The organism is Labrys sp. KB_33_2, assembly GCF_052114505.1.
Classification (GTDB): domain Bacteria; phylum Pseudomonadota; class Alphaproteobacteria; order Rhizobiales; family Labraceae; genus Labrys.
The window spans coordinates 98362-119459 of the sequence record NZ_JBFREW010000004.1; the positions used below are offsets into that span (position 1 = coordinate 98362).

Consider the following 21098-nt stretch of genomic DNA (forward strand, 5'->3'; position numbering starts at 1 on the left):
CAAAGGAGATGACATGGCCCGCAAACCGCGAGCACAAATGATCGCCGAGACCCGCACCAAGCTGGTGGCCGCGGCACGCGCCGCCTTCGGCACGGTCGGCTATGCGGAAGCGTCGATGGATGATTTCACGGCGGCTGCCGGCCTGACGCGCGGCGCTCTCTATCACCATTTCGGCGACAAGAAGGGCCTGCTCGCGGCGGTGATCACGGAACTCGACGCCGAGATGTCCAAGCGGCTCGCCGCCGTTTCGGCCCAGGCTGAAGATCCCTGGCAGGGTTTCGTCGCCGAATGCTCGGCCTATATCGAGATGGCGTTGGAGCCCGAAATCCAGCGTATCCTGTTTCGCGACGGCCCGGCCTTCCTCGGCGATCCCTCACAATGGCCGAGCCAGGATGGCTGCATCGCCTCGATGAGTGCCACATTGGCCGCGCTGAAGCGGGACGGTGTTCTTGCCGATGTCGACCCGGAGGCCGCAGCCCGGCTGGTCAATGGCGCCACCTGGCATGCCTCGCAATGGATCGCCAATGCGGCCGATCCACAGGCGGCGTCCAAGCAGGCGGTGAAGGCCTTTCATGCCTTGCTGAACGGCCTCCTGCGTCACCCCGCCTGAACGGCGGGTTTGGCTTACAGGCTCAAGTCTTGAAGAAGGCACTCGCTGCCGAAAGCGAGGCTGCCTTGCGGGCCTTGGCTTCCTCCAGGCGCACCATCTCCTGTTTCAGGGCCGCGATGCGCTCGTCGAGCTCATGCAGCGACAAGGTCGAGAGGTCCTGCCCGATCTGATGTGCCACCGGCACCTTTCGCGGCTCTTCGTCGAAAATCGCCATTTCGTCTCCTCACATCAAATACGGCGCTGCTCGGCGAGTTCCGCCGTCGTCGCCATTCTAAACCCATTGGCATCGAGCACAAAAAGCTCGTCCGTGAGCGGATGTGAGCGCAACTTGGAATCTTCGCTCACTTTCGCGGCAAAATCAGCCCTTGCCGAAAAGTCGGGCGTCCAGGCCACCAGGAAATCCCGATTGGGAATGCCGGCGATCACAAGGTCGCTCCCCAGCGCCTTCAGCAGCCTTTGCCGGATCGAGGGCAGCAGCAGGCGGGCGGCATCATAGCCATCCTGGGTCAGAATGGTCGCGTAGGCGCCCTGGCCTCTCGCCGATTTCTTGGCCCCGATCGCCAGCGCGCCGGAGGCGGCCTCCAACCCCGCCAAGGCTGCTTCGTGAACGGCGTCGGCATTGACGCCCCATGTCTTCAGATCATCCGTCGTAACGAGGGAATAGCGCTCACCCTGATCGAGCGCATAGGCGATCACCACCGTGGCCGTCAGATCGCGCGAGATCAGCTCCTTGGCCTGCTGGCGATATTCGATAGGCACGATCTGCAGGCGCAGTTTTGCACGCGCATCCTGCCAGTGCCTGCGCTCGTCGTCATCGGCGGGCCGGACGGCCAGGATACCATCGAAGAAAGTAAGGATTTGGCTCTCCCGGTCCGCCCCCCGCGCCGTGCCGAGCTGGCGCTGCAGATTGCCGAGATAGACCTGCTTGGTATCTTCGCCGACCTTGACATGCACGCTCTCGGGGTCATCGCCGGGCAGAGTGAATTTCAAAGCGGGCCGGTGCCGGCGGAGCAGGCTGACCACTTCCTCGCGAAAGCTCTCGGGAGCGCCCACCGCCGCGGCCGGGACACCGGCAACCACAAGCCCCACCATCGCTTCCATCACCCGGCGGCGTCCGATCCCGTCTAAGCAGAGTTTTCCGGTGCGGCCCGCGGATGCGGCCCGCCAGAAAACTCTGCCAATGTTTGATATCCTGCAAATTCCTCCTGATCGTGCCCATGGCACAATCAGGAGGAATTTGCTTGGGCTCCGCCCTGCCATCCCGTCCGCTCCCACCTGCCCGCACCGAGGGGATCACCATAGCCAGGATGGCTCCCTGTCGACAATCCTGGCGGGAAAGCGGTGCAACAGGCTTCCCTTTCGGGCGAACGACGACTATATGAGGTATGAATCCCGACAATCAGCTCGCGTCGGGCTTCGTTCCAGGAGGCTGGAGCGAGGCGGCAGCGGGCTCATGCTTTCCGAGGAGATGCCAATGTCGACCGCCCCGCTGATGCCGAAGGCCACCGCCGTCTGGCTGGTTGAGAACACTGCCCTCACCTTCGACCAGATCGCCGAGTTCTGCAAACTGCATCCGCTGGAGGTCAAGGGCATTGCCGATGGCGAGGTTGCGGCCGGCATCAAGGGCCAGGATCCTGTGATCGCCAACCAGCTCACCCGCGAGGAGATCGCCCGCGGCGAGCGCGATTCCCATCACCGCCTCCGGCTGGCCGAGCCGAAGGTCAAGATCGCCATCGCCAAGGTCAAGAAGGGCCCGCGCTATACGCCGGTCTCGCGGCGCCAGGATCGCCCCAACGCCATTCTCTGGCTGGTGAAGAACCATCCCGAACTCAAAGACGCCCAGATCATGCGTCTGGTCGGCACCACCAAGACGACGATCGCCGCCATTCGCGATCGCACCCATTGGAACACCGCGCAGCTGGCCCCGGCCGATCCGGTCATGCTCGGCCTCTGTACCCAGATCGATCTCGACTTCGAAGTCGCCCGCGCCTCCAAGGATCGGCCGCCCGAGCCCGAGAGCGCCACGCTGCTGCCCGCCGAAATCACCACCGGACCGACGGCTGATCGCGGCCATAGGCAAGACAATCCCTTCGCCTCGCTCGGCAACACGCCGCGCCAGGCAGAAGAGGAGGACGAGCTGGACGTCGCCAACGTGTTCGCCAAGCTCAAGGGTATCAAGCAGAAGGACGACTGAGCGCCAGGCGGCCTGCTCAGATCCATCACTTGAAAGGGCTTTTTCGCCAGCACGGAAAAGCCCTTTTGCTTGTGGAGGTTGGCAGCCGGCTTCAGCCGTGCTTTCCCGGCCCCGTTGCGACCTAATACCGGCAACAAGAAAGGGCGCGATCGGTGATCGCGCCCTTTCTTGTCATCCGATAGAATCCAGGAACATCACCTTTATGGAAGCTGGCGACCGAACTCGTCGCGCACGCCCTCATAGCGGGCATAGCGGATCGGCGGGACATCGTCATCGCCATAAACGTCGCGCTGATGCCCCATCGCGACTGTCTGATCCTGCCCCCTGAGCTGTGCCAGGCCGGCGGAGATCGCTTCGACGAAGGATGTGGCCCCCTCGACCAGAATGGCGGCGATCGAGTAGTGCAGGCGCACCTGCGTCCCGTGCAGAGCCGGGGCATAGCTCCAATGCCGGCCCCATTCATCTTCGTGGAATTCGACGCTCGACATACTCGTACCCTCAACAAAAAGTAAATACGCTCTTGCGATATGTTTCCTATTTTCAATGCTTTATGCTAGATTATCAATGGAGCAAACCTTTCTTCACCATCAACAAAAACTTGATGATCACAGGTAGGGCATGAGCAGATCGGGAGCTGGCCTCGGTGCATTGTGGACCTTTGCCGTCGCCGCTCGTCATCTGAGCTTTGCCAAGGCCGCGATCGAGCTCGACGTGACCCCCGCCGCCGTCAGCAGCCAGATCCGCGCTTTCGAGGACCGCCTCGGCACCCGGCTGTTCTTTCGCACCAGCCGCAGCATGAAGCTCACCCATGCAGGCGAGGAACTGCTCGAAGCGACCGGCGGCGCCCTGCGCACCATCGACGAAGCCTTGCACAGGGCCGCCAACACCACCCAGCGCAAGAGCTTCACCGTCTCTTCCGGCTCATCCTTCGCGGCCAAATGGCTGGTGCCGCGCCTGCCGCGCTTCCGCCAGCAATTTCCCGACATCGACATGCGCATCGATATTTCCGATACGCTCGCCGATTTCAGCCGCCAGGAAGTCGACGTCGCCATCCGCTTCGGCCGTGGCGCCTATGCCGGCCTGCGCTCGGACCGCCTGTTCGTCGAGGACGTCTTTCCGATCTGCAGTCCGCAGCTTCTGCATGGACCCATTCCGTTGCGAGAGCCCAACGACCTGCAATATTTCACCCTGATTCATCTCGACTGGCACAGCCAGGATTCGATGTGGCCGGATTGGCGCATGTGGCTGATGGCCGCCAAGGCCGACAAACCCGACCCGATACGCGGCCTGCATTTCAGCCAGTCGATCATGACCCTGCAGGCGGCCGTCGACGGCCAGGGTGTGGCGCTCGGCAACACCAGCCTGGTCGGCGACGATCTGGCGGCGGGCCGGCTGGTGCGCCCCTTCGACCTGTCGCTGAAGATCGCGCCGGAATTCGCCTATCATTTGGTGGCACCGCGGACAAAGGCGGACAAGCCGATGATCAAGGCATTCCGGGACTGGGTGCTGGCCGAGATCGCCAGCGGCAAGGCCGTCTGACGGCCCGGTTCGCGCGCACGCCCTATCGTGACCCGCGCCCCATGCAATGCCGGTGACGCAAAAGCGTCAGGCGATGATATCCGGCGTCAGCAGGTCCTCCAGCAGGGACATGCGGTCCTTGAGATGGAGCTTGCGCTTCTTCAGGCGTTGAAGCTGCAGACGGTCGGGAGTTCCCACCTGTTCCAAAGCGGCAATCGCGGAGTCGAGATCGCGGTGTTCCTGGCGCAACTGCCCCAGCTCCGCAATCATCGCGGCTTCCTCCTCCTCGGTGAGTGGATTTGACAAGCCCATACCCTTCCATTCCGAATGGCAGCCTCGGTATTTGGACCGTCCTGCCGCCCCATGCCCCTTCGGGCACGGTGCCGAACTATGCCGAGCCGATTTCTCGCCCGCAAGCGCTGCGGCAAGATATCGCCATCTATTTACACCCGTTTGGCAAAGCTTGCCGGACAACTTTCACAAGCCCTTCCTAGGCCTTTGATCCAGCATTCTTTTTGGCTCTTCCACACTGCATTACCGTGCGGTAAGCTATTGTTCTGACTAAATTTATTGTTGCTTTGCACAATCGATTCACGGCGAGAATCCACGATTTTCCTTCGACATGCGTACCGTTTCGTGAGAACGTTGAATGTCGGAACTGTGACACAAGGAGCCGTTAATGCCTGTGCAGTCGCATTTGGTCGAACTGGAGCGCAAACATCACGCTCTCGAAACAGAACTCACCATCGCACTGGCTCATCCCTCCTCGGATGACCTCAAAATCGCAGAGCTGAAGCGCAAGAAACTCCTTCTGAAAGACGAAATTGCAAGATTGAAGAGCACCGAGAGGTTGCACTGAACCAGTCGAAGCTGGTGTATTCTGACCGCCGGACCGGAGCAAAATCCGGTACCGGCGGTTTCATTTTGTGGCCACCTTGTGCCAATTGATACGGACGGCTCCCCCAAACAGGTTCATCATCGGCTGTGATCGAAGCAATAACCCATGGAGGGGTTTGCTATGGCCGGCACCACACGCCATCTGGGGATTGGCCTCGTTTCTTCCTTCCTGCTGGCCTGTGCCATCCTGCCTACTGCAGCCACATTCGCGGACCGGGCGCGGGCCGCGCCCGTCGCCGCCATCCAGGCGCAGGCTCCCAGCCTCGAAGAATTCAAGACCGTGCTGTCGGGCTACGGCCAATACATCTATTCCGAACGCTATGGCGAGGTCTGGAAGCCTTCGGTGGTGCCTGCTGGCTGGCACCCCTATCCGGCCTGCCGCTGGGTCTATGACCGCAATTTCGGCTGGACCTATGACGACCCCACCGTCTGGGGCAAGATCATCCATCATTACGGCCGCTGGGCCTCGGACGGCAGCAATGGCTGGGTCTGGATACCCGGCACGCAATGGAGCCCCGCCTGGGTAATCTGGCGCGGCGGCGGCGACTGGACCGGATGGGCACCGACACCGCCCGCAACCGACCAGCAGGAAATCAGCCTCGCCAATTTCAACGTGGACAGGCAATGGACCTTCATCGAGACGGCCAAGCTCGGCAATCGCTGTGAGGGTGAAGCTTCGGCGGTGCCAGTCGGCACCTTCGTCGGCTCGGCCCCGGTGACACGCATCAAGATCGTGCGCGGCATTGCCGTGTTCGTGCTGCCGCCGCCTGCAACCGTCATCGACTACGACACCGGCCCGGTTGCGCCCTGGCCGGCCGAGTTTCTCGGCGAATGGCTGCTCTGGCTCAATACCGCCGCCTCGGCCGCCTCGCTGACCGTCGGTGACAGCCTTGCTGCTGCCTGCGCGCCGCCGCCAGCAGCGCCGGCCGTCACGCCCATCGCCTTGCCGACGCCGGCAGCCCCCCGCTTCAAGTCCTGGAGCCCACCTCCGCCCCGCTATGCCAAACGGCGCGACCTGCGCCGGGTCGATGCGCCGGAAGCCCCGCGCAGCAGGCGGCGGATTTATCCTGCGCCGGACTATGTCGACGAGCCACCGATCTACAGCCCACCGGCCCGCCGCCGCCCACCTGTCTGGAATGATGGCCCCGTGGTCCAGAGGCCGCCTCGCTATCCGCCGCCGGGCCCGGTGGTAACGCCCTCCAACAATCCGACTTCATCCAATTCCGGCCAGCGTTATCGCAGACCCCGTCCGCCCGGCCCCTATCGCGGCCAGCAAGTCTGGTAGCAGGCACTGGCTGGCCGGACCGAGAATGCAGCGGGGCGTTGTAATGGCGCCCCGCGGCTGTATGGTTCGGGCATCCCTTTTCCTGGAATCGATCATGCCCGCCTCCGCTTCCCTGCCCCGCCGCCAATGGTTCGAGATGACGACGGAGGATTTCCGCACCGGCGAAACCGCCGATTGGATCGCCGTCTTGCCGATCGCCGCCGTGGAACAGCACGGGCCCCATCTGCCGGTTGGCGTGGACAGCATGATCATGCAGGGCTATCTCGACCGCGCCATCCCGCTGATTCCCGCCGACATTCCCGCGACCTTCCTGCCGATCCAGACCATCGGCAAATCCAACGAACATCTGGAATTCCCAGGCACCCTCAGCCTTTCGGCCGAAACTGTAATCCGGGCCTGGGTCGAGATCGGCGAAAGCGTGCACCGGGCCGGTATCCGCAAGCTCCTGATCGTCAATTCCCACGGCGGCAACATGGCGGCGATGGATATCGTGGCCCGCGAATTGCGCGTGCGCCACGGCATGCTGGTCGCCTTCACCTCCTGGCACATGTTCGGCTACCCCAAGGGCGCCTTCTCGGATGACGAGACGCGCCTGGGCATCCATGCCGGCGAGATCGAGACGGCCTTGATGCTCGCCTTCCGGCCCGACCTCGTGCGCATGGACAAGGCCAAGGACTTCCGTCCGGTCACTTACGAAATGGAACAGACCTTCAAATATCTGCGCACCGGCCGTCCCGGCGGCTTCGGCTGGATGGCCCAGGACATCCGCCCCGAGGGCGCGGCGGGCGATGCCGGGAAGGCAACGCCGGAACATGGCGAACTCTCGGCCGAATTCGGCGCCCAGGCGCTGGTCGACCTGCTCAGGGATATCCGGGACTTCGATCTTTCACGTTTGAGGAACGGGCCGCTCAAGGAATGAGGGCTGCATCCTTCTCCCGCAAGGAGAGAAGGATGCAGCCCTCAGGCCGCGACCTTCTCGACCTCTTCCAGCAATTGCAGATCACCGCGGCCGAAGGACACCGTCACGTCCTCGCCCATCTGGGGGGGCGGGGCACCCGGATTGTTGAAGGTATCGAGCGAGACCACGTTCTCGTCGAAGCGCACGCGGATGCGCACGATCGAGCCGAGGAAGCTGACGAGCTCGATGCGACCGGTGAGGCTATTGCGCCCCTCGCCGCCGGTGCCCAGCACCACGGCTTCGGGGCGCAAGGCTAGCGTGCGCGTCTCACCATTGCTGGCACCCTGCAGGCCACGGCTGGTGATCACCTCCTGCCCATCGACCGAGAAGCGTCCGGCAGCGGCATCGACGACCTTGCCCGTGAGGAAATTCAGCGTGCCGACGAAAGAAGAGACAAAGCGCGTCTTGGGGAAATTGTAGATCTCGAAGGGCGTGCCGACCTGTTCCATCTGCCCGGCGCTCATCACCACGACGCGGTCGGACATCGACAACGCCTCTTCCTGATCATGCGTGACGAACAAGGTGGTGATGCCGAGTTCCTGCTGCAGCACCCGGATCTCGTCACGCAGGGACACACGGATCTTGGCATCCAGCGCCGAGAGCGGCTCGTCCAGCAGCAGGATCTTCGGGCGCACCGCAATCGCGCGCGCCAGGGCCACGCGCTGCTGCTGGCCACCGGAGAGTTGGAAGGGATAGCGATCAGCGATCTGCGGCAGCTTGATCATCTCCAGCATCTGCTTGACGCGGGCGTCGATCTCGGACTGGGATTTCTTGGCGATCTTCAGGCCGAAGCCGATATTCTCGACCACGGTCATGTTGGGAAACAGGGCATAGGCCTGGAACACCATGCCGACATTGCGCTGGTTGGGCGCCAGGCCAGTGATTTCCTTGCCGTCCATGCGGATCGAGCCGGCGGATGGCGACTCGAAACCGGCGACCATGCGCAGGACCGTGGTCTTGCCGCAGCCGGAGGGACCGAGCAGGGTGATGAATTCCCCCTTCTGGACCGACAGATCGAAACGCTTCACCACCTGGTTGGCGCCGAAGCTCTTCTGCAGCCCGGTGATCTCGAGAAAGGACATCTTGACCTCCAGTAGCAGTTTCAGCGTGCCGGCCGGGCGCCGCGCGAGCGTCCGACCAATTGCAACAGGCCCATGCAGGCCCAGGTGATGATGAAGGCAACGATGGCGAGCGCCGAGGGCTCATAGGCCCGGTTCGCGCCGATCAATTGCAGATAAGTACCGAAGACCGGCCGGTTGAGCAGGCTGGCAAAGGTGAATTCGCCGATGACGATAGCGAAAGCGATGAAGGAGCCGCTGAGCACGCCCGAGCGAATGTTCGGCAGGATGACTTGCCACAGGATGGTGAAACCGCTGGCACCCAGACTCTGGGCCGCCTCTGTCAACGTCTTGACGTCGATAGCGCGCAGGCCTGCATCGACGGAACGGTACATATAGGGCAGCGCCAGCACGACATAGCCGAAGGTAAGCAGGAGGTCCGTGGTCCATTCGCTATCGGTCAAAGGCAGCCAGGACGACGAGTTGAACATGCGGATATAGCCGAACACGATGATGATTGCCGGAATGACCAGCGGCAGCAGCGTGACGAACTCCACCGGCGACCGCCATCGCGGCAGGCGCAGGCGCACCAGATAGGCCGCCGGCACCACCAGCAGGATGCTCAGAATGATCGTAGCAAGCGCGAGCAGGATCGAACGGATGAACGCGTTCTGGAACTCCGCCTGGGCGAACACCACGCGATAGGCTTCGAAACTGTATTGCCCGCGCAGCATGCGCAGCGAGAACTCGAAGGTGGAGAGCAACGGGATGATGAAATAGCTGATTGCCAGCAGGATGATCAGCCAGGACAGCACGGAGGATTTCTTCATCGCACCCACCGCTCGCTATAGCTGCGCAGCCAGATATAGGCGCCGCTGGAAATACTGGTGATCACCACCATGCCGAAGGCGATGGCGTAGCCCAGATTGGGATTGCTGAGCACGTCGCCGCGGATCTGGGCGAAGAGCTGGATGGGAATGATCGGCAGGCTGGATCCGGTAAGCGCATAAGCGGTCGCCACCGCGCCGAAGGCATTGGCAAACAGCAGCAACGTCGCACCCAATATGCTCGGCAGCAGGATCGGCAGGGCGATGTGCCGCCAATAGTGGAAATTGCTGCCGCCCAGCACGGCATTGGCCTCGCGCCATTCGCGCTTCAATCCATCGAGAGCCGGCGCGATCACCAGCACCATCAAGGGAATCTGGAAGTAGAGATAGACCACGGTCAGACCGGTAAAGCTGAGAATGTTGAATCCGGTCGAATAGAGGTTGAAGCCGAGCCAGTCCCGCAGCAGGACGGTGACGAGCCCCACCCGCCCCAGCGTAGCCAGGAAGGCGAAGGCCAGCGGCACACCGGCGAAATTCGAGGCGACCCCCGAAAATGTCATCACGGCGCCGCGCATCCACTCGGGCAGCCCACCGAGAATGACCGCATAGGCCACGAAGAAGCCGATGAAGGCACCACCGAGGGCCGAGGCGAAGCTGATCTTGATGCTGAGCCAGAAAGACGAAACGATCGCCGGATTGGTGAACAGCTCGAAGATGTTGCCGAAGGTGAAATGTCCCTCCCGGTCGAAGAATGCCCCGACCAGCAGCAAGGCCGTCGGGACCACCAGGAAGAGCAAGGCGAAGAGCACGAAGGGCGCCATGCCCAGCACGGCCAGCCCTCCACCGGCTCTGGCCGAGCCTGGAGCTGCAGCTGGGGCAGTGTTTGCGGTGGTATTCATGCGGCGACCACAATAGCACGCGTCCTGCCCGGAAAAACCGGACAGGACGCGCAGGAGATGACAAACGATCTTACTTGACGGCGGCGCCGACCACGCTGTCCCAATCCTTGGTGATCTCGGCCTTGGCAGCGCCCTGCTCATCAAGTGTCGGGAACACGGCCTTGGCATAGGCTTCCGCCGGCGGAAGCTTGGCAAGCAGGTCAGCCGGGATCTTCTTGTTGGCGACGAGGTCGTTGAAGCGGATCGGATGGCAATAGCCCTTCAGATAACCGATCTGGCCTTCGTCGGAATAAAGATACTCCATCCACAGCTTGGCGGCATTGGGATGCGGTGCGTAGGCGCTGATGGCCTGGACATAGACGCCAGCCACCACACCGCTGGCGGGAATCACCACGTCGACATCCGGATTGCCCTTGAGCGTGTCGCGATCGGTAAGGGCGTTGTAGTCCCAACGCAGCACGATCGGGGTCGCGCCCTGGGCGAGCGAGGCGGCCTTGCCGATGGTGGGCACGAAATTGCCCTTCTTGTTGAGTTCGGCAAAGAATTTCAGCCCCTCGGCGGCAGCCTTGCTGGCATCGCCCTTGGCGGCGGACAGGCCGGCGGCATAGACACCCTGGATCGCCTGGTTGGCTGTGCGGGGATCGCCAGCCAGCGCCACTGCATTCGCGTAGTCGGAGCTCAGCAGGTCGCTCCAGTCCTTGGGCGAATTCTTGACGATGTCCTTGTTCACCTCGAAGGCGAGCACGCCGTAATAGTCGCCGTACCAATGGCCATCGGCGTCCTTGGCATTGTCGGGAATGGAAGCCCAGGTCGCCACCTTGTAGGGCTGGATCAGGCCATCCTTCTTGGAGGTCGGGCCGAAGGAAAGACCGACATCGATCACATCGGGCGCCTGCGGGCCGGTATTGCCCTTGTTGGCCTTGATGGCCTCGACTTCGTCGCCCGAACCGGCGTCCGGATTGAGCTCGTTGACCTTGAGGCCATACTTGGCCTTGAAGCCCTCGATGATGGCGCCGTAGCCGCACCAGTCATGCGGCAGCGCGATCGTGGTGAGCTGGCCTTCCTTCTTGGCGGCGTCGATCAGCTCCTGGCTCTGGGCCAACGCGCTGCCCATCGAAGCCGCCAAGGCCAGCACGGATACCGATGCGATACCCAGCCACGTTTTCCTGCTCATTTGTCCAACTCCTAAGATGGTGCCGCGCCGGCCCATTTTTCCGTAAAGGTTTTTACAGCGGCGCTGGTATCAATGACGGTTGACACTTTTGTGTCAATAGTGGGCGTCATATATGACAGCCTCAATATTCACTGTTTGCAGCGATTTTTACGGGTTTACGACGCCCGCTCGATCCGTTAGGAAGTGAAAAAGCCCGGCCATCGGATGAGCCGGGCTTTTGCGTGTCCGGGTTTTGGAATTCCGTGCGAAGGTGTTTTACGATTTGGTGGAACCACCAGCGATCGAAAAACGTATCGAAACGAGAGAGTTAGAGCAAAACGACGTTTCCACTTGAACGCGTTTTGCTCTCGGAATTTCGGGGCCGAGGGCCAGAGAGAGAAGGGAGATCACCATGGCCAATGTCGTCGTGGTCGGGTCGCAATGGGGCGACGAAGGCAAGGGTAAGATCGTCGACTGGCTGTCGGAACAGGCCGACGTCGTCGTACGCTTCCAGGGCGGCCATAATGCCGGCCATACCCTCGTCATCGGCGACAATGTCTACAAGCTGTCCCTGCTGCCCTCGGGCATCGTGCGCGGCAAGCTCTCGGTGATCGGCAATGGCGTGGTGCTCGACCCCCGCGCCTTCGTCGCCGAGGTGAAGAAGCTGACGGAGCAGGGCGTTTCGGTGACGCCCACGACATTACGCATCGCCGAGAACACCCCGCTCATTCTCTCGCTGCACCAGGACCTCGATCGCCTGCGCGAATCGGCGACCGATGGCACCAAGATCGGCACGACCGGGCGCGGCATCGGTCCCGCCTATGAAGACAAGGTCGGCCGCCGCGCCATCCGGCTGATGGACCTGGCCGATCTCGGCTCCCTGCGCCCGAAGATCGCGCGCCTGCTCAACCATCACAACGCCCTACGCCGCGGCACCGGCCAGAACGAAATCGATCCGGAAGCCCTCTATCAGGAACTGGCGGACGTGGCGCCGCTCGTCCTGCCCTTCATGGACGACGTCGGCGCCCTGCTCGACAAGGCGCGCAAGGCCGGCAACCGCATCCTGTTCGAGGGCGCCCAGGGTGCCCTGCTCGACATCGACCATGGCACTTACCCCTATGTGACCTCTTCCAACACGGTCGCGGGGCAGGCCGCCGTCGGCTCCGGCCTCGGGCCGGGCGCGCTCGACTATGTGCTGGGCATCACCAAGGCCTATACGACGCGCGTAGGCGAAGGCCCCTTCCCCACCGAACTCACCGACGAGACCGGCCGCCTGATCGGCGAGCGCGGCCGCGAATTCGGTACGGTCACCGGCCGGGCCCGCCGCTGCGGCTGGTTCGATGCCGCCTTGGTGCGCCAGACCATCCGCACCTCCGGCATCACCGGCATCGCCCTCACCAAGCTCGACATTCTCGATGGCTTCAAGACCATCAAGGTGTGCGTGCGCTATGAACTCGATGGTCGCGAAATCGACTATCTGCCGGCCAGCCAGGCCGCCCAGGCGCGCGTGAAACCGATCTATGAGGAGATCGAGGGCTGGCAGGAAACCACGGCCAAGGCCCGCTCCTGGGCCGACCTGCCGGCGCAGGCGATCAAATATGTGCGCCGCATCGAAGAGCTGATCGGGGCGCCGGTGGCCGTGCTCTCCACCAGCCCCGACCGGGATGACACGATCCTTGTGCAAAATCCCTTTCAAGTCTAAGAGCAGACCTAATCCCGTCAGATTCGGGCATTAGTGCGTGATCTGCTGCGATGGCACTGTGCGGGTTGCGATCCGCGCGGCGCCGGGCGTATCCGGCGATGGTCTTGTTCCCAGGGGCAGGATCAGGCGTGGTTTCGACCACGTCTTGGCAGCCGGGCCTGCCTGCAGCGGATCATGGGCCCGGAGCAAACTGCGATTTCTCCGAATCGCATTTTGCTCTTACGTCTTGTTTTGACGCATTTTCCTAACCGAAAAGTCCATAAACTTTTCTGGAAAATGCTTCTGTGAAGAGATCGAGCCAGAACGCGTGTCGACGGACTATTTTCCTCCCATCCAGCGAGCCGTGCAGGGTCTTTCCCCCAATACGCAGGAAACCCGCCAGGCGCTCTATGAGAAAGCCCGCTCCGCCCTTCTCCGCCAGCTCAATGCCGCTGATCCAGCGCTGACGGAGGGGCAGATTGCGAGGGAACGCAACCTGCTCGAAGAGGCCATACGGCGCGTCGAGCACCATTACGACGAAGCCGAGTTCACGCCCGAGCCGGTCGTCTCCGAGCGCCCGGCCGCTCCCCAGTCCCAGTCCGATGGCCAGCCTGCCGACAACGATGCCGTGGACGATGAGGCGCCCTCGCCTGCCTCGTCCCGGCCGAACGGCTTGCCGGCTTTCGCCGAGCGCAAGACCGAGAAGCGGCGGCCTCAGGCGCCTCGTCGCAGCAGTTCCAACGGCAATTTCCGGCGTTATGCCGTGATGGCCGCGCTGGCAGCCGTCATCATCGGCGGAGGCGCCGCCACTGCGCTCTATTTGCGCGGAAGCGACGACAGCCCGGCGCCGGTACCTCAGCCGGGGCCCGCACCACAAGCATCATCCAAGCCCGCACCCGAGCCCGGCAAATTGAATGACCGCCTCGGCGGCGCGCCGGCCGCCCCCCCGACCGAAGTCGCCACCGGCAATCCTTCGGCACCGACGCCGGCCGCCCCGCAGCCTGCCGCACCGGCGCCGCAGGTTCCAACAGCGCCCGCACCGCTGCTGCCCTCGACGCAGTCGGAGGCGCCGGAGGGGCAACGCGCGCGCCTGATGGAGGAAGACCCGAGCGCCCCGATGAAGGGCCGCCTCTTCGAAGGCACCGTGAACTGGCGTACGGAATCGCAGGCCAGCGGTACCAACGGACCGCTCGACACTGTCGTCGTCGGTGAAATCACCGTTCCCGACCGCAAGATGAAGGTGCTCCTCACCCTCAGGCACAATTCCGACCGTTCCCTGCCGGCAAACTACCTCTTGAACATCCAGATGAGCGTACCGGCCGACTATCCCAGCGGCGCCGTCGGCGACGTCAAGAGCGTGAACGTCAAGGCCGATCCGCAGGTCCCTGGCTTGCAGCTCGACGGGGCGTTGATGAAGGTCACGACGGGCGTGTTCCTGATGGGTCTGCTCGACCCACCCGACGAGAAGGGCCGCAACGCCAAGATGTTGCAGGCCAATCAATGGTTCGACCTGGTGTTCACCTTCGCCAACGGCCGCAACGCCGTATTCACCTTCGAGAAGGGGCCGACTGGCGAGAAGGCCTTCAACGACGCCATGGCCGCCTGGAACACCGACGCCGCCGCGGCGCAATAGATCGCGGCGCCCCTTTCAGGATGCCTTTACGGTCGTGACGCGCAATTCGTGCTCGCGGCCGTCGCGGGCCTTCCAGGTGATCGACTGCCCCGGCGACAGGCCCAGCAAGGCCGTGCCGATCGGCGTGAGGATCGAGACCTTGCCCTCGGCAATGTCGGCCTCGCCCGGATAGACCAGTTTGACCTCGCGCAAGGCGCCGCCCTCCGTCTCGAAGGTGACGACGGAGCCGATCTGCACCACACATTCGCCGACCTGCACCGCCGGAACGATCTCGGCCCGGTCGAGCTCGCCGAGCAACGCCTCGGCCACTTCAGGGAACCGATCGAGGGCGGAGGTGGCGAGCTGCGTCAGGCGCTCGAAATCGATCTCGTTCACGATGATATTGGGCTTGGTCTGGTTCTTGATGGGTTGATTCATGATTGGATACCTCAGAATAGCCGCGACATGGCACGCCCACCTGCCAAGCGGCTACCCGCTGAGCATGGCGACGAAAAATGGATGCGCCGGCCCCGCGCTTGGCGCGAGCCTGCCGGCGACAGCATTGCGATTTGACGGATTGAAAAATGCGCCGGGTGGTATGCCGCCCCGGATGGGAAGCGGCGCGCCCCGCAGCTCGGGGCGCAAACGGCCGAGCCCGGGGCTACGCTTCCGCGATCGGGAAGAGACGAAGGGTGATTTTGACCACGGTGCTCATGGCTCCACCATGTTGATCGACACCAATCCTGTCAAGCCGGATCGGATGATGTCCCGAACGCGCTTTACATCGAGGCATGGAGACAGCTGCGCCCCCTAGAGCAAAGCCCGTTTAGACGGAAACGCTGTTTTGCTCTAGCTCTTTGATTCCAAGCCAATCCAATGGATTGGCTGGAGCGTTTTGCGATTCTCGGTGATTCCACCAAATCGCAAAACGCTTTAAGGAAAAAGCCGCCCGAAGGCGGCTCCCCTTTAGGCTATCGCGAGCAGTATCAGGCCGGCGCGTGCGCGGCTTCCAGACGGGCCACGCCGGAGCGTACTGCCGCCTGGATCTTTTCGAAGGCCCTGACCTCGATCTGGCGTACACGCTCGCGCGAGACGCCGAACTCGTCGGAGAGTTCTTCGAGCGTGATGGGATCATCGGCAAGGCGGCGTGCCTCGAAAATGCGCCGCTCGCGATCGTTCAGCACATTCAGGGCTTGGCGCAGGGCGGTGGAGCGGTTCTCGCTTTGCTCCGTCTCGGCCAGGCGGGTCTCCTGACTGACAGAATCGTCCACCAGCCAGTCCTGCCACTCGCCGTCGCCTTCCTCGCGCACGGGAGCATTCAGCGAAGCATCGCCGCCGAGACGGCGGTTCATCTCCACCACTTCCTGCTCCTGCACGCCGAGCGACTTGGCGATCGACTTGACCTGCTCGGGGCGCAGATCACCTTCATCCAGCGCCGAAATCTGGCTCTTGGCCTTGCGCAGGTTGAAGAAAAGCTTCTTCTGGTTGGCGGTGGTACCCATCTTAACCAGCGACCAGGAGCGCAGAATGTACTCCTGGATCGAGGCGCGGATCCACCACATGGCGTAAGTAGCGAGGCGAAAGCCCTTTTCAGGCTCGAAACGCTTGACGGCCTGCATCAGGCCGATATTGCCTTCCGAAACCACCTCGCCCAGCGGCAAGCCATAACCACGATAGCCCATGGCGATCTTGGCCACGAGCCGCAGATGCGAGGTCACCAATTGATGTGCAGCCTCACGGTCGCCATGCTCGCGCCAACGCTTGGCAAGCATGTACTCCTGCTCCGGCTGGAGCATCGGGAAGCGGCGAATTTCATCGAGATAACGCGACAGGCCACTCTCGGCGGCCAAGACGGGAAGCGCGGCAGAAGCCATATGTTCCTCTCCTCTGAACCCCCATCGAGGGCGGTTCAAATCGCCATCCCTCCTTACGAAGCAGACGGCGCCTACGTGATATGGGGACGATACCGGCCCTTGTGAAGACCCTTGTGGATCTTCCCGGTCACGGCATCTCGCGGCCCCGCATGTGCCACCCTCGGCAAATCTATTGACTTGCTTTCACCGAGGACGTCTCACCGGCCATGGGACATTCGTCACCCGGGCGGCTGAGGCACGGACCAATCCCGATCACCCAACTCATCATGCGCCCGATTGCGGCGTTTTCACGTTGCAATTTTTCCCAGGCGGCCATGCATTAATGTGACAGCTCGGTAACATTGTCAAATTAAGGGATGTTAATCGATTTCCAGGCTGAGGGAACCGCCGCCCGTCGTACCGCGTTTACCGTAACGCTTTGTTTACCTTGCACCAACCACCCGTCGGCCTAACTCTTCTAGAGTGCCCTCCGCCATCGCAGCCCGCGATGCTGGAAACCGGCCGCGGCCCTTCACTGTTGACCAGACAGGAGACATCAGTATGGACGGCGATAAGCGCACGGCTCAGGCCAAGGCCGATCTTTCCGAGAGCCTCGGCAAGGATCTCGACGCTCTGAGGGCTGAAGTTGCCCGCCTGACCGAGCAGCTCAGCGCCTATGTCGACGCGGAGAAGAGTTCCTGGTCGAAATTCCTGTCCAAGGAAGCCAGGCATGCCAGGCAGGTGCTCGACGACAAGGTGAACGAGGCTGGCGCCAAAGCCAGCGAAATCGGCGATGCCGCCAGGGAGCAGGCATCCGACCTGCAGAAGGCGACGCTCGACTACATCACCCGCAAGCCGCTGCAATCGGTGGCGCTCGCTGCCGGCATCGGCCTGATCCTCGGCCTGTGGAGCAAGGGGCGCTCGTGACTCGTCTCCTTGCTTTAGGTGCCCTCGCCAAGGAGGAACTGAGCGCCGTCCTGCGTCAGTACGGCACCGTCCTCCTTTGGCGCTTGCTCGCAGGCTGCTGCGTTGTCGCGATGGCGATCATCGGGCTGATCAGCCTGCACCGTTTCCTGGCTGAAACCTATGGCCCCTATTGGGCCGATGCAGCGCTCGGCTGTGGATTTGCAGTGCTGGCGGTGTTGGCTCTGGTTGGGGCGCAGGCCGCCGAGAGGAAAGCCAAGCGCCGCCGGCTCCTCGCCGCGACCTTGGTGACAGCGGCGGGCGTCGTCGAGGAGAGCCTGCCGGACAAGAAGACGGTCAGCGGCGCCCTGGCGCTCGCAGCTCTGGCAGGTGGCTTCTGGCTCGGCCGCAAGCGCTAGCTTCGGCTTCAACCGGTGCGCAAGGCCTTGGCCAAAGCGGCGAGGTCCGCCGGCAACGGGCTTTCGAACACCAGATGCTTGCCGCTGACGGGGTGCTCGAAACCGAGCAGCCGGGCATGCAGTGCCTGTCGCCCGAGAGAGGCAAGCACTGCGCGCGGCGCCTCCGGCAGGAGGGCCGCCTTGGTCTTGAAGCCGCTGCCATAGACGGCATCGCCCAGCAGCGGATGGCCGAGATGGGCCATGTGGACACGGATCTGATGGGTCCTGCCGGTCTCCAGCCGGCATTCCACCAGGCTGACCAGCGGCTGGCCGCCGTGGCTGCCCAGGGCCTCGACCAGGGAATAATGGGTGATCGCCTCCCGGCCGCGCCCAAGCGCCACCACGGCCATCTTCTCGCGATTGCGGGTGGATCGGTCGATGCCGGTCTCGATCGTGCCATGCGCGCGCGCCGCCCCCCAGACGAAGGCGAGATAGGCCCGTTCCAGCGGTCCGGTACGGCCATGATCGGCGAACTGAGCCGCCAATCCCTGATGCGCCCTGTCGTTCTTGGCGACCACGAGCAGGCCGGACGTGTCCTTGTCGAGGCGATGCACGATGCCGGGCCGTTTCACGCCGCCAACACCCGACAGCGAATCACCGCAATGGGCGATGAGCGCATTCACCAGCGTGCCGCTCTCATGCCCCGCCGCGGGATGCACGACCAGGCCGACCGGCTTGTCGATGACCAGGAGGTCGTCATCCTCATAGACGATGGCAAGCGGAATATCCTCGCCCTGCGGCTCGGCAGGCTCCGGCTCGGGGACCCGCAGCGCAATTCGTTGCCCCGGCTTGAGGATCTGGCCGGCATCGAGCACCGCACGGCCATCAATCGTGGCATGGCCGGCTTCGATCAGGGCCTTGATGCGCGTGCGTGACAGAGGCTGCAGATCGGGCCTGTTATCGGCGCCCTGGCATTGGCGGGCCAGGAAGCGGTCGATGCGCTCACCGGCTTCGGCGACCTCGAAAAGCGTCTCTTCGGAGTTGTTGGCGATGCTGTTCATGGGCGCCTACTAGAGCAAAACACGTTCAAGTGGAAACGTCATTTTTCCCTAACTCTTTGTTTCGACGCGCCTTTGCGATTCCTGCCGATTCAATCAAATCGCAGGACGCTTTAAGCGGGAATGTCAGCAATGCCAAGAATTCAAACCACAAATGCGCCAATCGTGCAGATTGCCGCTTGCCGACGGCCTGATTTGCCGCTATAGGCGCACTCCTTGCCGCTGCTCCCATCGTCTAGTGGCCTAGGACGTCGCCCTCTCACGGCGAAAACACCGGTTCGAGTCCGGTTGGGAGCGCCAAGCTTTTCAAGCGCTTAAGCAAGCATTTCCAGAACATCGGCTGATTTGCACCGCCATGCCGCGTTGGATACGCGCCTCGCCGCTGATCGTCCTATGCGCCAAACGAAAAGCGCCACGGTTTCCCGCGGCGCCCGTCAGATTTTCATTGGAAATGAGGTCTGGGTCAGCGCGTCAGCGCATGCCGACCAGACGCTTGGGCGTACGATATTCAACCACCACGGCCCGCGGCGCGACCGCCGCGCGGGGCGACTTAGCAATCGGCAGACTGAGACGACGCTCGGTCGGCTTCACCGACCGCTTGGCAATGGCACGCACGTCTTCAACGGCGATACCGAGCAGCGATGCAGCGATCTCGACCTGCTGGTCGAAGTCATCATTGAGACATTCGGCGGCGACCAGGGCTTCCTCGATGGTCGGAAGGGCCTGCTTGACGCGCCGGCTGCCGAATTTCGTGTTCCAGGTCTCGCTCACGGATCTATGCCTTCTCTTTCACTTGACGGCACCATAGCAGGATTCTCACAATGTTGCAGTGCAACAAAGGCTGAGCAGCTATGCGTTGCAATTTCGGCAAAAGTTGGGATCGACGTGCCGAAAAGCCGCTGACGGCATACGAGCGACGCCGCTACCCCAAAGCGTTTTGCCATTTGGCGGTCACGCCAAGAATCGCAAAGGTGCTCTAGCCAATCCGTTGGATTGGCTTGGAACCAAAGAGTGGGAGCAAACAAGCGTTTCTGTCTAAACGCGCTTTGCTCCAGGGATGTCCGACGCCCCCTATTCCGGTCTGCAATAATTTCCAGGCGAACACAGTACCTCGGAGGCCTGCCTGATTTCGATCAGCAACTGGCATGCGGTTGAAGCGGGATCAAGCCACGCAAGGGGCATGGCACCTCAAATACCTCTGCGTAAGAAATACCAATAAAGAATAATTTACCCAATGGAATCCCAGAAAACCCTATCCCTAAATTGGCTAATCCTGACAATTCTAATCCAGATGCTTCCGTAGCTACTGCTATCAGAACACCCGCTGCCACCTCGTCGCAACGCGATACACTGCGCTAGACTGCGATGCAAAAACGCAACAGGCCGCTTGGTTTCCAATGGATGAGCTCTGAACATGCTTAATAAGCCTTCACTTTTCGGCTGCCGCAGCGCTATGATGACACCGGCTAGATACCGCGTTGATCCCACCTTCGAGTAACGGTTCGATATTTGTCATGACACTACGTTTCCCGCGCCTGGCACCGGTGCTGTTCATCCTGCTTGCTGCCTTCTCTACACAGACGGCCGCCGCCCAGACCGCTCCGACGAAGCAGGGACCTGAAGTCATCGGCGACGTCGTCGGCTTGACGCCAGCCGTACATGGTTCGATGTCCGGACGCCTGGAAATCGGGTCCAGCGTGCATCAGGGCGAGAAGATCGTCACAGGCCCGAGCGGCGTTATCGAACTGCGTTTTCTCGACAATACCCATCTGATGCTCGGCTCCAAGTCGTCGGTCACGCTCGACAGCTTCGTCTATGCCGGCAATGGCAAGGCTAAGTCCGTCGTGCTGCAATTCGCCAAGGGAGCCTTCCGCTTCGCCACTGGCGATTCGGCCAAGAGCGCCTACAAGATTCACGCTCCCCAGGCCTCGATTGGCGTGCGCGGCACCAAATTCCAGGTCGATTCCCGCAGCCCCACCAGCGCCATCACCCTCTATGAGGGCAAGACCTTCATCTGCCCGCCACGGCGCCCCATCCGCTATTGCAAGCTGGTGAAGCCGGGCGAGACCGCGCTGGTCGGCGAGGATCGCATCATCCGCATCGTGCCCGCCGCGGGTTCACCCACCGAGCACTGCACGGGCACGGCCAATTCCAAGATCTGCGACACTTTCGGCGGCAAATAGGGCCTCGAGCC

General features: G+C 62.4%; 23 protein-coding genes and 1 tRNA gene. 12 read left to right on the plus strand and 12 right to left on the minus strand.

The window, feature by feature from the left end:
* Window positions 1-13 precede the first annotated feature (13 nt).
* Window positions 14-610 (plus strand): TetR/AcrR family transcriptional regulator, encoded by a 597-nt coding sequence (locus tag AB4037_RS08925; protein ID WP_434955134.1) that lies wholly within the window; start codon window positions 14-16, stop codon window positions 608-610.
* A 22-nt stretch (window positions 611-632) separates the two neighbouring features.
* On the opposite strand, the gene AB4037_RS08930 is transcribed toward AB4037_RS08925, so the two are convergent.
* Window positions 633-824: a DUF1192 domain-containing protein gene (locus AB4037_RS08930; RefSeq protein ID WP_434955133.1), complete on the minus strand. Its 192-nt coding sequence runs from the start codon at window positions 822-824 to the stop codon at window positions 633-635.
* Between the two features lie 14 nt (window positions 825-838).
* A complete protein-coding gene (locus tag AB4037_RS08935) occupies window positions 839-1702 on the minus strand; it encodes a DUF1444 family protein (protein ID WP_441771276.1) in 864 nt (287 codons plus the stop codon).
* Window positions 1703-2084: 382 nt separating this feature from the next.
* Here AB4037_RS08935 and AB4037_RS08940 point away from each other — a divergent pair, with 382 nt between their 5' ends.
* Window positions 2085-2804, plus strand: coding sequence for a DUF1013 domain-containing protein (locus AB4037_RS08940; RefSeq protein WP_434955131.1), 720 nt, complete (start codon window positions 2085-2087; stop codon window positions 2802-2804).
* Between the two features lie 200 nt (window positions 2805-3004).
* Here AB4037_RS08940 and AB4037_RS08945 read toward each other — a convergent pair whose 3' ends face one another.
* The gene (locus AB4037_RS08945) at window positions 3005-3292 is read right to left on the minus strand and encodes a hypothetical protein (protein WP_434955130.1); all 288 of its coding nucleotides are present in this window, start codon (window positions 3290-3292) and stop codon (window positions 3005-3007) included.
* A 130-nt stretch (window positions 3293-3422) separates the two neighbouring features.
* Between AB4037_RS08945 and gcvA the strand changes: the two genes are divergently transcribed.
* Window positions 3423-4343: a transcriptional regulator GcvA gene (gene gcvA, locus AB4037_RS08950; protein ID WP_434955129.1), complete on the plus strand. Its 921-nt coding sequence runs from the start codon at window positions 3423-3425 to the stop codon at window positions 4341-4343.
* Between the two features lie 66 nt (window positions 4344-4409).
* Here the strand turns inward: gcvA and AB4037_RS08955 are convergent, their stop codons facing one another.
* On the minus strand, window positions 4410-4592 hold the full coding sequence (locus AB4037_RS08955) for a YdcH family protein (RefSeq protein ID WP_441771462.1): 183 nt from the start codon (window positions 4590-4592) through the stop codon (window positions 4410-4412).
* 409 nt (window positions 4593-5001) lie between these two features.
* Here AB4037_RS08955 and AB4037_RS08960 point away from each other — a divergent pair, with 409 nt between their 5' ends.
* The 3 genes from AB4037_RS08960 to AB4037_RS08970 all read left to right on the plus strand — a co-directional run bounded on the left by AB4037_RS08960 (window position 5002) and on the right by AB4037_RS08970 (window position 7423).
* Window positions 5002-5181, plus strand: a complete 180-nt coding sequence (locus tag AB4037_RS08960) for a YdcH family protein (protein WP_434955127.1) — start codon at window positions 5002-5004, stop codon at window positions 5179-5181.
* 159 nt (window positions 5182-5340) lie between these two features.
* On the plus strand, window positions 5341-6504 hold the full coding sequence (locus AB4037_RS08965) for a DUF6600 domain-containing protein (RefSeq protein WP_441771277.1): 1164 nt from the start codon (window positions 5341-5343) through the stop codon (window positions 6502-6504).
* Window positions 6505-6598: 94 nt separating this feature from the next.
* Window positions 6599-7423: a creatininase family protein gene (locus AB4037_RS08970; protein WP_441771278.1), complete on the plus strand. Its 825-nt coding sequence runs from the start codon at window positions 6599-6601 to the stop codon at window positions 7421-7423.
* 41 nt (window positions 7424-7464) lie between these two features.
* On the opposite strand, the gene AB4037_RS08975 is transcribed toward AB4037_RS08970, so the two are convergent.
* From AB4037_RS08975 to AB4037_RS08990, 4 genes are all read right to left on the minus strand, one after another.
* A complete protein-coding gene (locus tag AB4037_RS08975; protein WP_434955124.1) occupies window positions 7465-8544 on the minus strand; it encodes an ABC transporter ATP-binding protein in 1080 nt (359 codons plus the stop codon).
* 20 nt (window positions 8545-8564) lie between these two features.
* A complete protein-coding gene (locus AB4037_RS08980; RefSeq protein ID WP_434955123.1) occupies window positions 8565-9350 on the minus strand; it encodes an ABC transporter permease in 786 nt (261 codons plus the stop codon).
* Window positions 9347-10246, minus strand: a complete 900-nt coding sequence (locus AB4037_RS08985; RefSeq protein ID WP_434955122.1) for an ABC transporter permease — start codon at window positions 10244-10246, stop codon at window positions 9347-9349. The genes AB4037_RS08980 and AB4037_RS08985 overlap by 4 nt, the downstream gene beginning before the upstream one ends.
* Before the next feature lie 70 nt (window positions 10247-10316).
* Window positions 10317-11360 carry an ABC transporter substrate-binding protein gene (locus tag AB4037_RS08990; protein WP_434959586.1) on the minus strand — a complete coding sequence of 348 codons (1044 nt, stop codon included), beginning with the start codon at window positions 11358-11360 and terminating at the stop codon, window positions 10317-10319.
* Between the two features lie 451 nt (window positions 11361-11811).
* Between AB4037_RS08990 and AB4037_RS08995 the strand changes: the two genes are divergently transcribed.
* Window positions 11812-13101 carry an adenylosuccinate synthase gene (locus AB4037_RS08995; protein ID WP_434955121.1) on the plus strand — a complete coding sequence of 430 codons (1290 nt, stop codon included), beginning with the start codon at window positions 11812-11814 and terminating at the stop codon, window positions 13099-13101.
* A gap of 307 nt (window positions 13102-13408) precedes the next feature.
* Window positions 13409-14713 (plus strand): hypothetical protein, encoded by a 1305-nt coding sequence (locus tag AB4037_RS09000; RefSeq protein WP_434955120.1) that lies wholly within the window; start codon window positions 13409-13411, stop codon window positions 14711-14713.
* 15 nt (window positions 14714-14728) lie between these two features.
* Here the strand turns inward: AB4037_RS09000 and rnk are convergent, their stop codons facing one another.
* Both rnk and rpoH read right to left on the minus strand, forming a co-directional pair.
* Window positions 14729-15130: a nucleoside diphosphate kinase regulator gene (gene rnk / locus AB4037_RS09005; RefSeq protein WP_434955119.1), complete on the minus strand. Its 402-nt coding sequence runs from the start codon at window positions 15128-15130 to the stop codon at window positions 14729-14731.
* A gap of 548 nt (window positions 15131-15678) precedes the next feature.
* Complete coding sequence (gene rpoH / locus AB4037_RS09010; RefSeq protein WP_434955118.1) at window positions 15679-16566, minus strand: RNA polymerase sigma factor RpoH; 888 nt, start codon at window positions 16564-16566, stop codon at window positions 15679-15681.
* Window positions 16567-17106: 540 nt separating this feature from the next.
* On the opposite strand from rpoH, the gene AB4037_RS09015 reads away from it, so the two are divergent.
* Both AB4037_RS09015 and AB4037_RS09020 read left to right on the plus strand, forming a co-directional pair.
* A complete protein-coding gene (locus AB4037_RS09015; RefSeq protein WP_441771279.1) occupies window positions 17107-17472 on the plus strand; it encodes a DUF883 family protein in 366 nt (121 codons plus the stop codon).
* Window positions 17469-17867, plus strand: coding sequence for a hypothetical protein (locus AB4037_RS09020; protein WP_434955116.1), 399 nt, complete (start codon window positions 17469-17471; stop codon window positions 17865-17867). The genes AB4037_RS09015 and AB4037_RS09020 overlap by 4 nt, the downstream gene beginning before the upstream one ends.
* Before the next feature lie 8 nt (window positions 17868-17875).
* Here AB4037_RS09020 and AB4037_RS09025 read toward each other — a convergent pair whose 3' ends face one another.
* The gene (locus AB4037_RS09025; protein ID WP_441771280.1) at window positions 17876-18907 is read right to left on the minus strand and encodes an RluA family pseudouridine synthase; all 1032 of its coding nucleotides are present in this window, start codon (window positions 18905-18907) and stop codon (window positions 17876-17878) included.
* Between the two features lie 221 nt (window positions 18908-19128).
* Between AB4037_RS09025 and AB4037_RS09030 the strand changes: the two genes are divergently transcribed.
* Window positions 19129-19204: transfer RNA gene (locus AB4037_RS09030), tRNA-Glu, on the plus strand.
* A 171-nt stretch (window positions 19205-19375) separates the two neighbouring features.
* Here AB4037_RS09030 and AB4037_RS09035 read toward each other — a convergent pair.
* Window positions 19376-19675 (minus strand): hypothetical protein, encoded by a 300-nt coding sequence (locus AB4037_RS09035; protein WP_434955114.1) that lies wholly within the window; start codon window positions 19673-19675, stop codon window positions 19376-19378.
* A gap of 743 nt (window positions 19676-20418) precedes the next feature.
* Here AB4037_RS09035 and AB4037_RS09040 point away from each other — a divergent pair.
* A complete protein-coding gene (locus AB4037_RS09040; protein WP_434955113.1) occupies window positions 20419-21087 on the plus strand; it encodes a FecR family protein in 669 nt (222 codons plus the stop codon).
* Window positions 21088-21098: the final 11 nt, after the last annotated feature.

Coding starts and splice junctions, on each gene's coding strand:
- AB4037_RS08960 (WP_434955127.1), top strand. CDS start 5,002: ATGCCTGTGCAGTCGCATTTGGTCGAACTGGAGCGCAAACATCACGCT.
- AB4037_RS08985 (WP_434955122.1), bottom strand. CDS start 10,246: ATGAATACCACCGCAAACACTGCCCCAGCTGCAGCTCCAGGCTCGGCC.
- AB4037_RS08940 (WP_434955131.1), top strand. CDS start 2,085: ATGTCGACCGCCCCGCTGATGCCGAAGGCCACCGCCGTCTGGCTGGTT.
- AB4037_RS08970 (WP_441771278.1), top strand. CDS start 6,599: ATGCCCGCCTCCGCTTCCCTGCCCCGCCGCCAATGGTTCGAGATGACG.
- gcvA (WP_434955129.1), top strand. CDS start 3,423: ATGAGCAGATCGGGAGCTGGCCTCGGTGCATTGTGGACCTTTGCCGTC.
- AB4037_RS08975 (WP_434955124.1), bottom strand. CDS start 8,544: ATGTCCTTTCTCGAGATCACCGGGCTGCAGAAGAGCTTCGGCGCCAAC.
- rpoH (WP_434955118.1), bottom strand. CDS start 16,566: ATGGCTTCTGCCGCGCTTCCCGTCTTGGCCGCCGAGAGTGGCCTGTCG.
- AB4037_RS08980 (WP_434955123.1), bottom strand. CDS start 9,350: ATGAAGAAATCCTCCGTGCTGTCCTGGCTGATCATCCTGCTGGCAATC.
- rnk (WP_434955119.1), bottom strand. CDS start 15,130: ATGAATCAACCCATCAAGAACCAGACCAAGCCCAATATCATCGTGAAC.
- AB4037_RS08990 (WP_434959586.1), bottom strand. CDS start 11,360: ATGGGCAGCGCGTTGGCCCAGAGCCAGGAGCTGATCGACGCCGCCAAG.
- AB4037_RS08935 (WP_441771276.1), bottom strand. CDS start 1,702: ATGGTGGGGCTTGTGGTTGCCGGTGTCCCGGCCGCGGCGGTGGGCGCT.
- AB4037_RS08995 (WP_434955121.1), top strand. CDS start 11,812: ATGGCCAATGTCGTCGTGGTCGGGTCGCAATGGGGCGACGAAGGCAAG.
- AB4037_RS08925 (WP_434955134.1), top strand. CDS start 14: ATGGCCCGCAAACCGCGAGCACAAATGATCGCCGAGACCCGCACCAAG.
- AB4037_RS08955 (WP_441771462.1), bottom strand. CDS start 4,592: ATGATTGCGGAGCTGGGGCAGTTGCGCCAGGAACACCGCGATCTCGAC.
- AB4037_RS08930 (WP_434955133.1), bottom strand. CDS start 824: ATGGCGATTTTCGACGAAGAGCCGCGAAAGGTGCCGGTGGCACATCAG.
- AB4037_RS09015 (WP_441771279.1), top strand. CDS start 17,107: ATGGACGGCGATAAGCGCACGGCTCAGGCCAAGGCCGATCTTTCCGAG.
- AB4037_RS09025 (WP_441771280.1), bottom strand. CDS start 18,907: ATGAACAGCATCGCCAACAACTCCGAAGAGACGCTTTTCGAGGTCGCC.
- AB4037_RS08965 (WP_441771277.1), top strand. CDS start 5,341: ATGGCCGGCACCACACGCCATCTGGGGATTGGCCTCGTTTCTTCCTTC.
- AB4037_RS09040 (WP_434955113.1), top strand. CDS start 20,419: ATGACACTACGTTTCCCGCGCCTGGCACCGGTGCTGTTCATCCTGCTT.
- AB4037_RS08945 (WP_434955130.1), bottom strand. CDS start 3,292: ATGTCGAGCGTCGAATTCCACGAAGATGAATGGGGCCGGCATTGGAGC.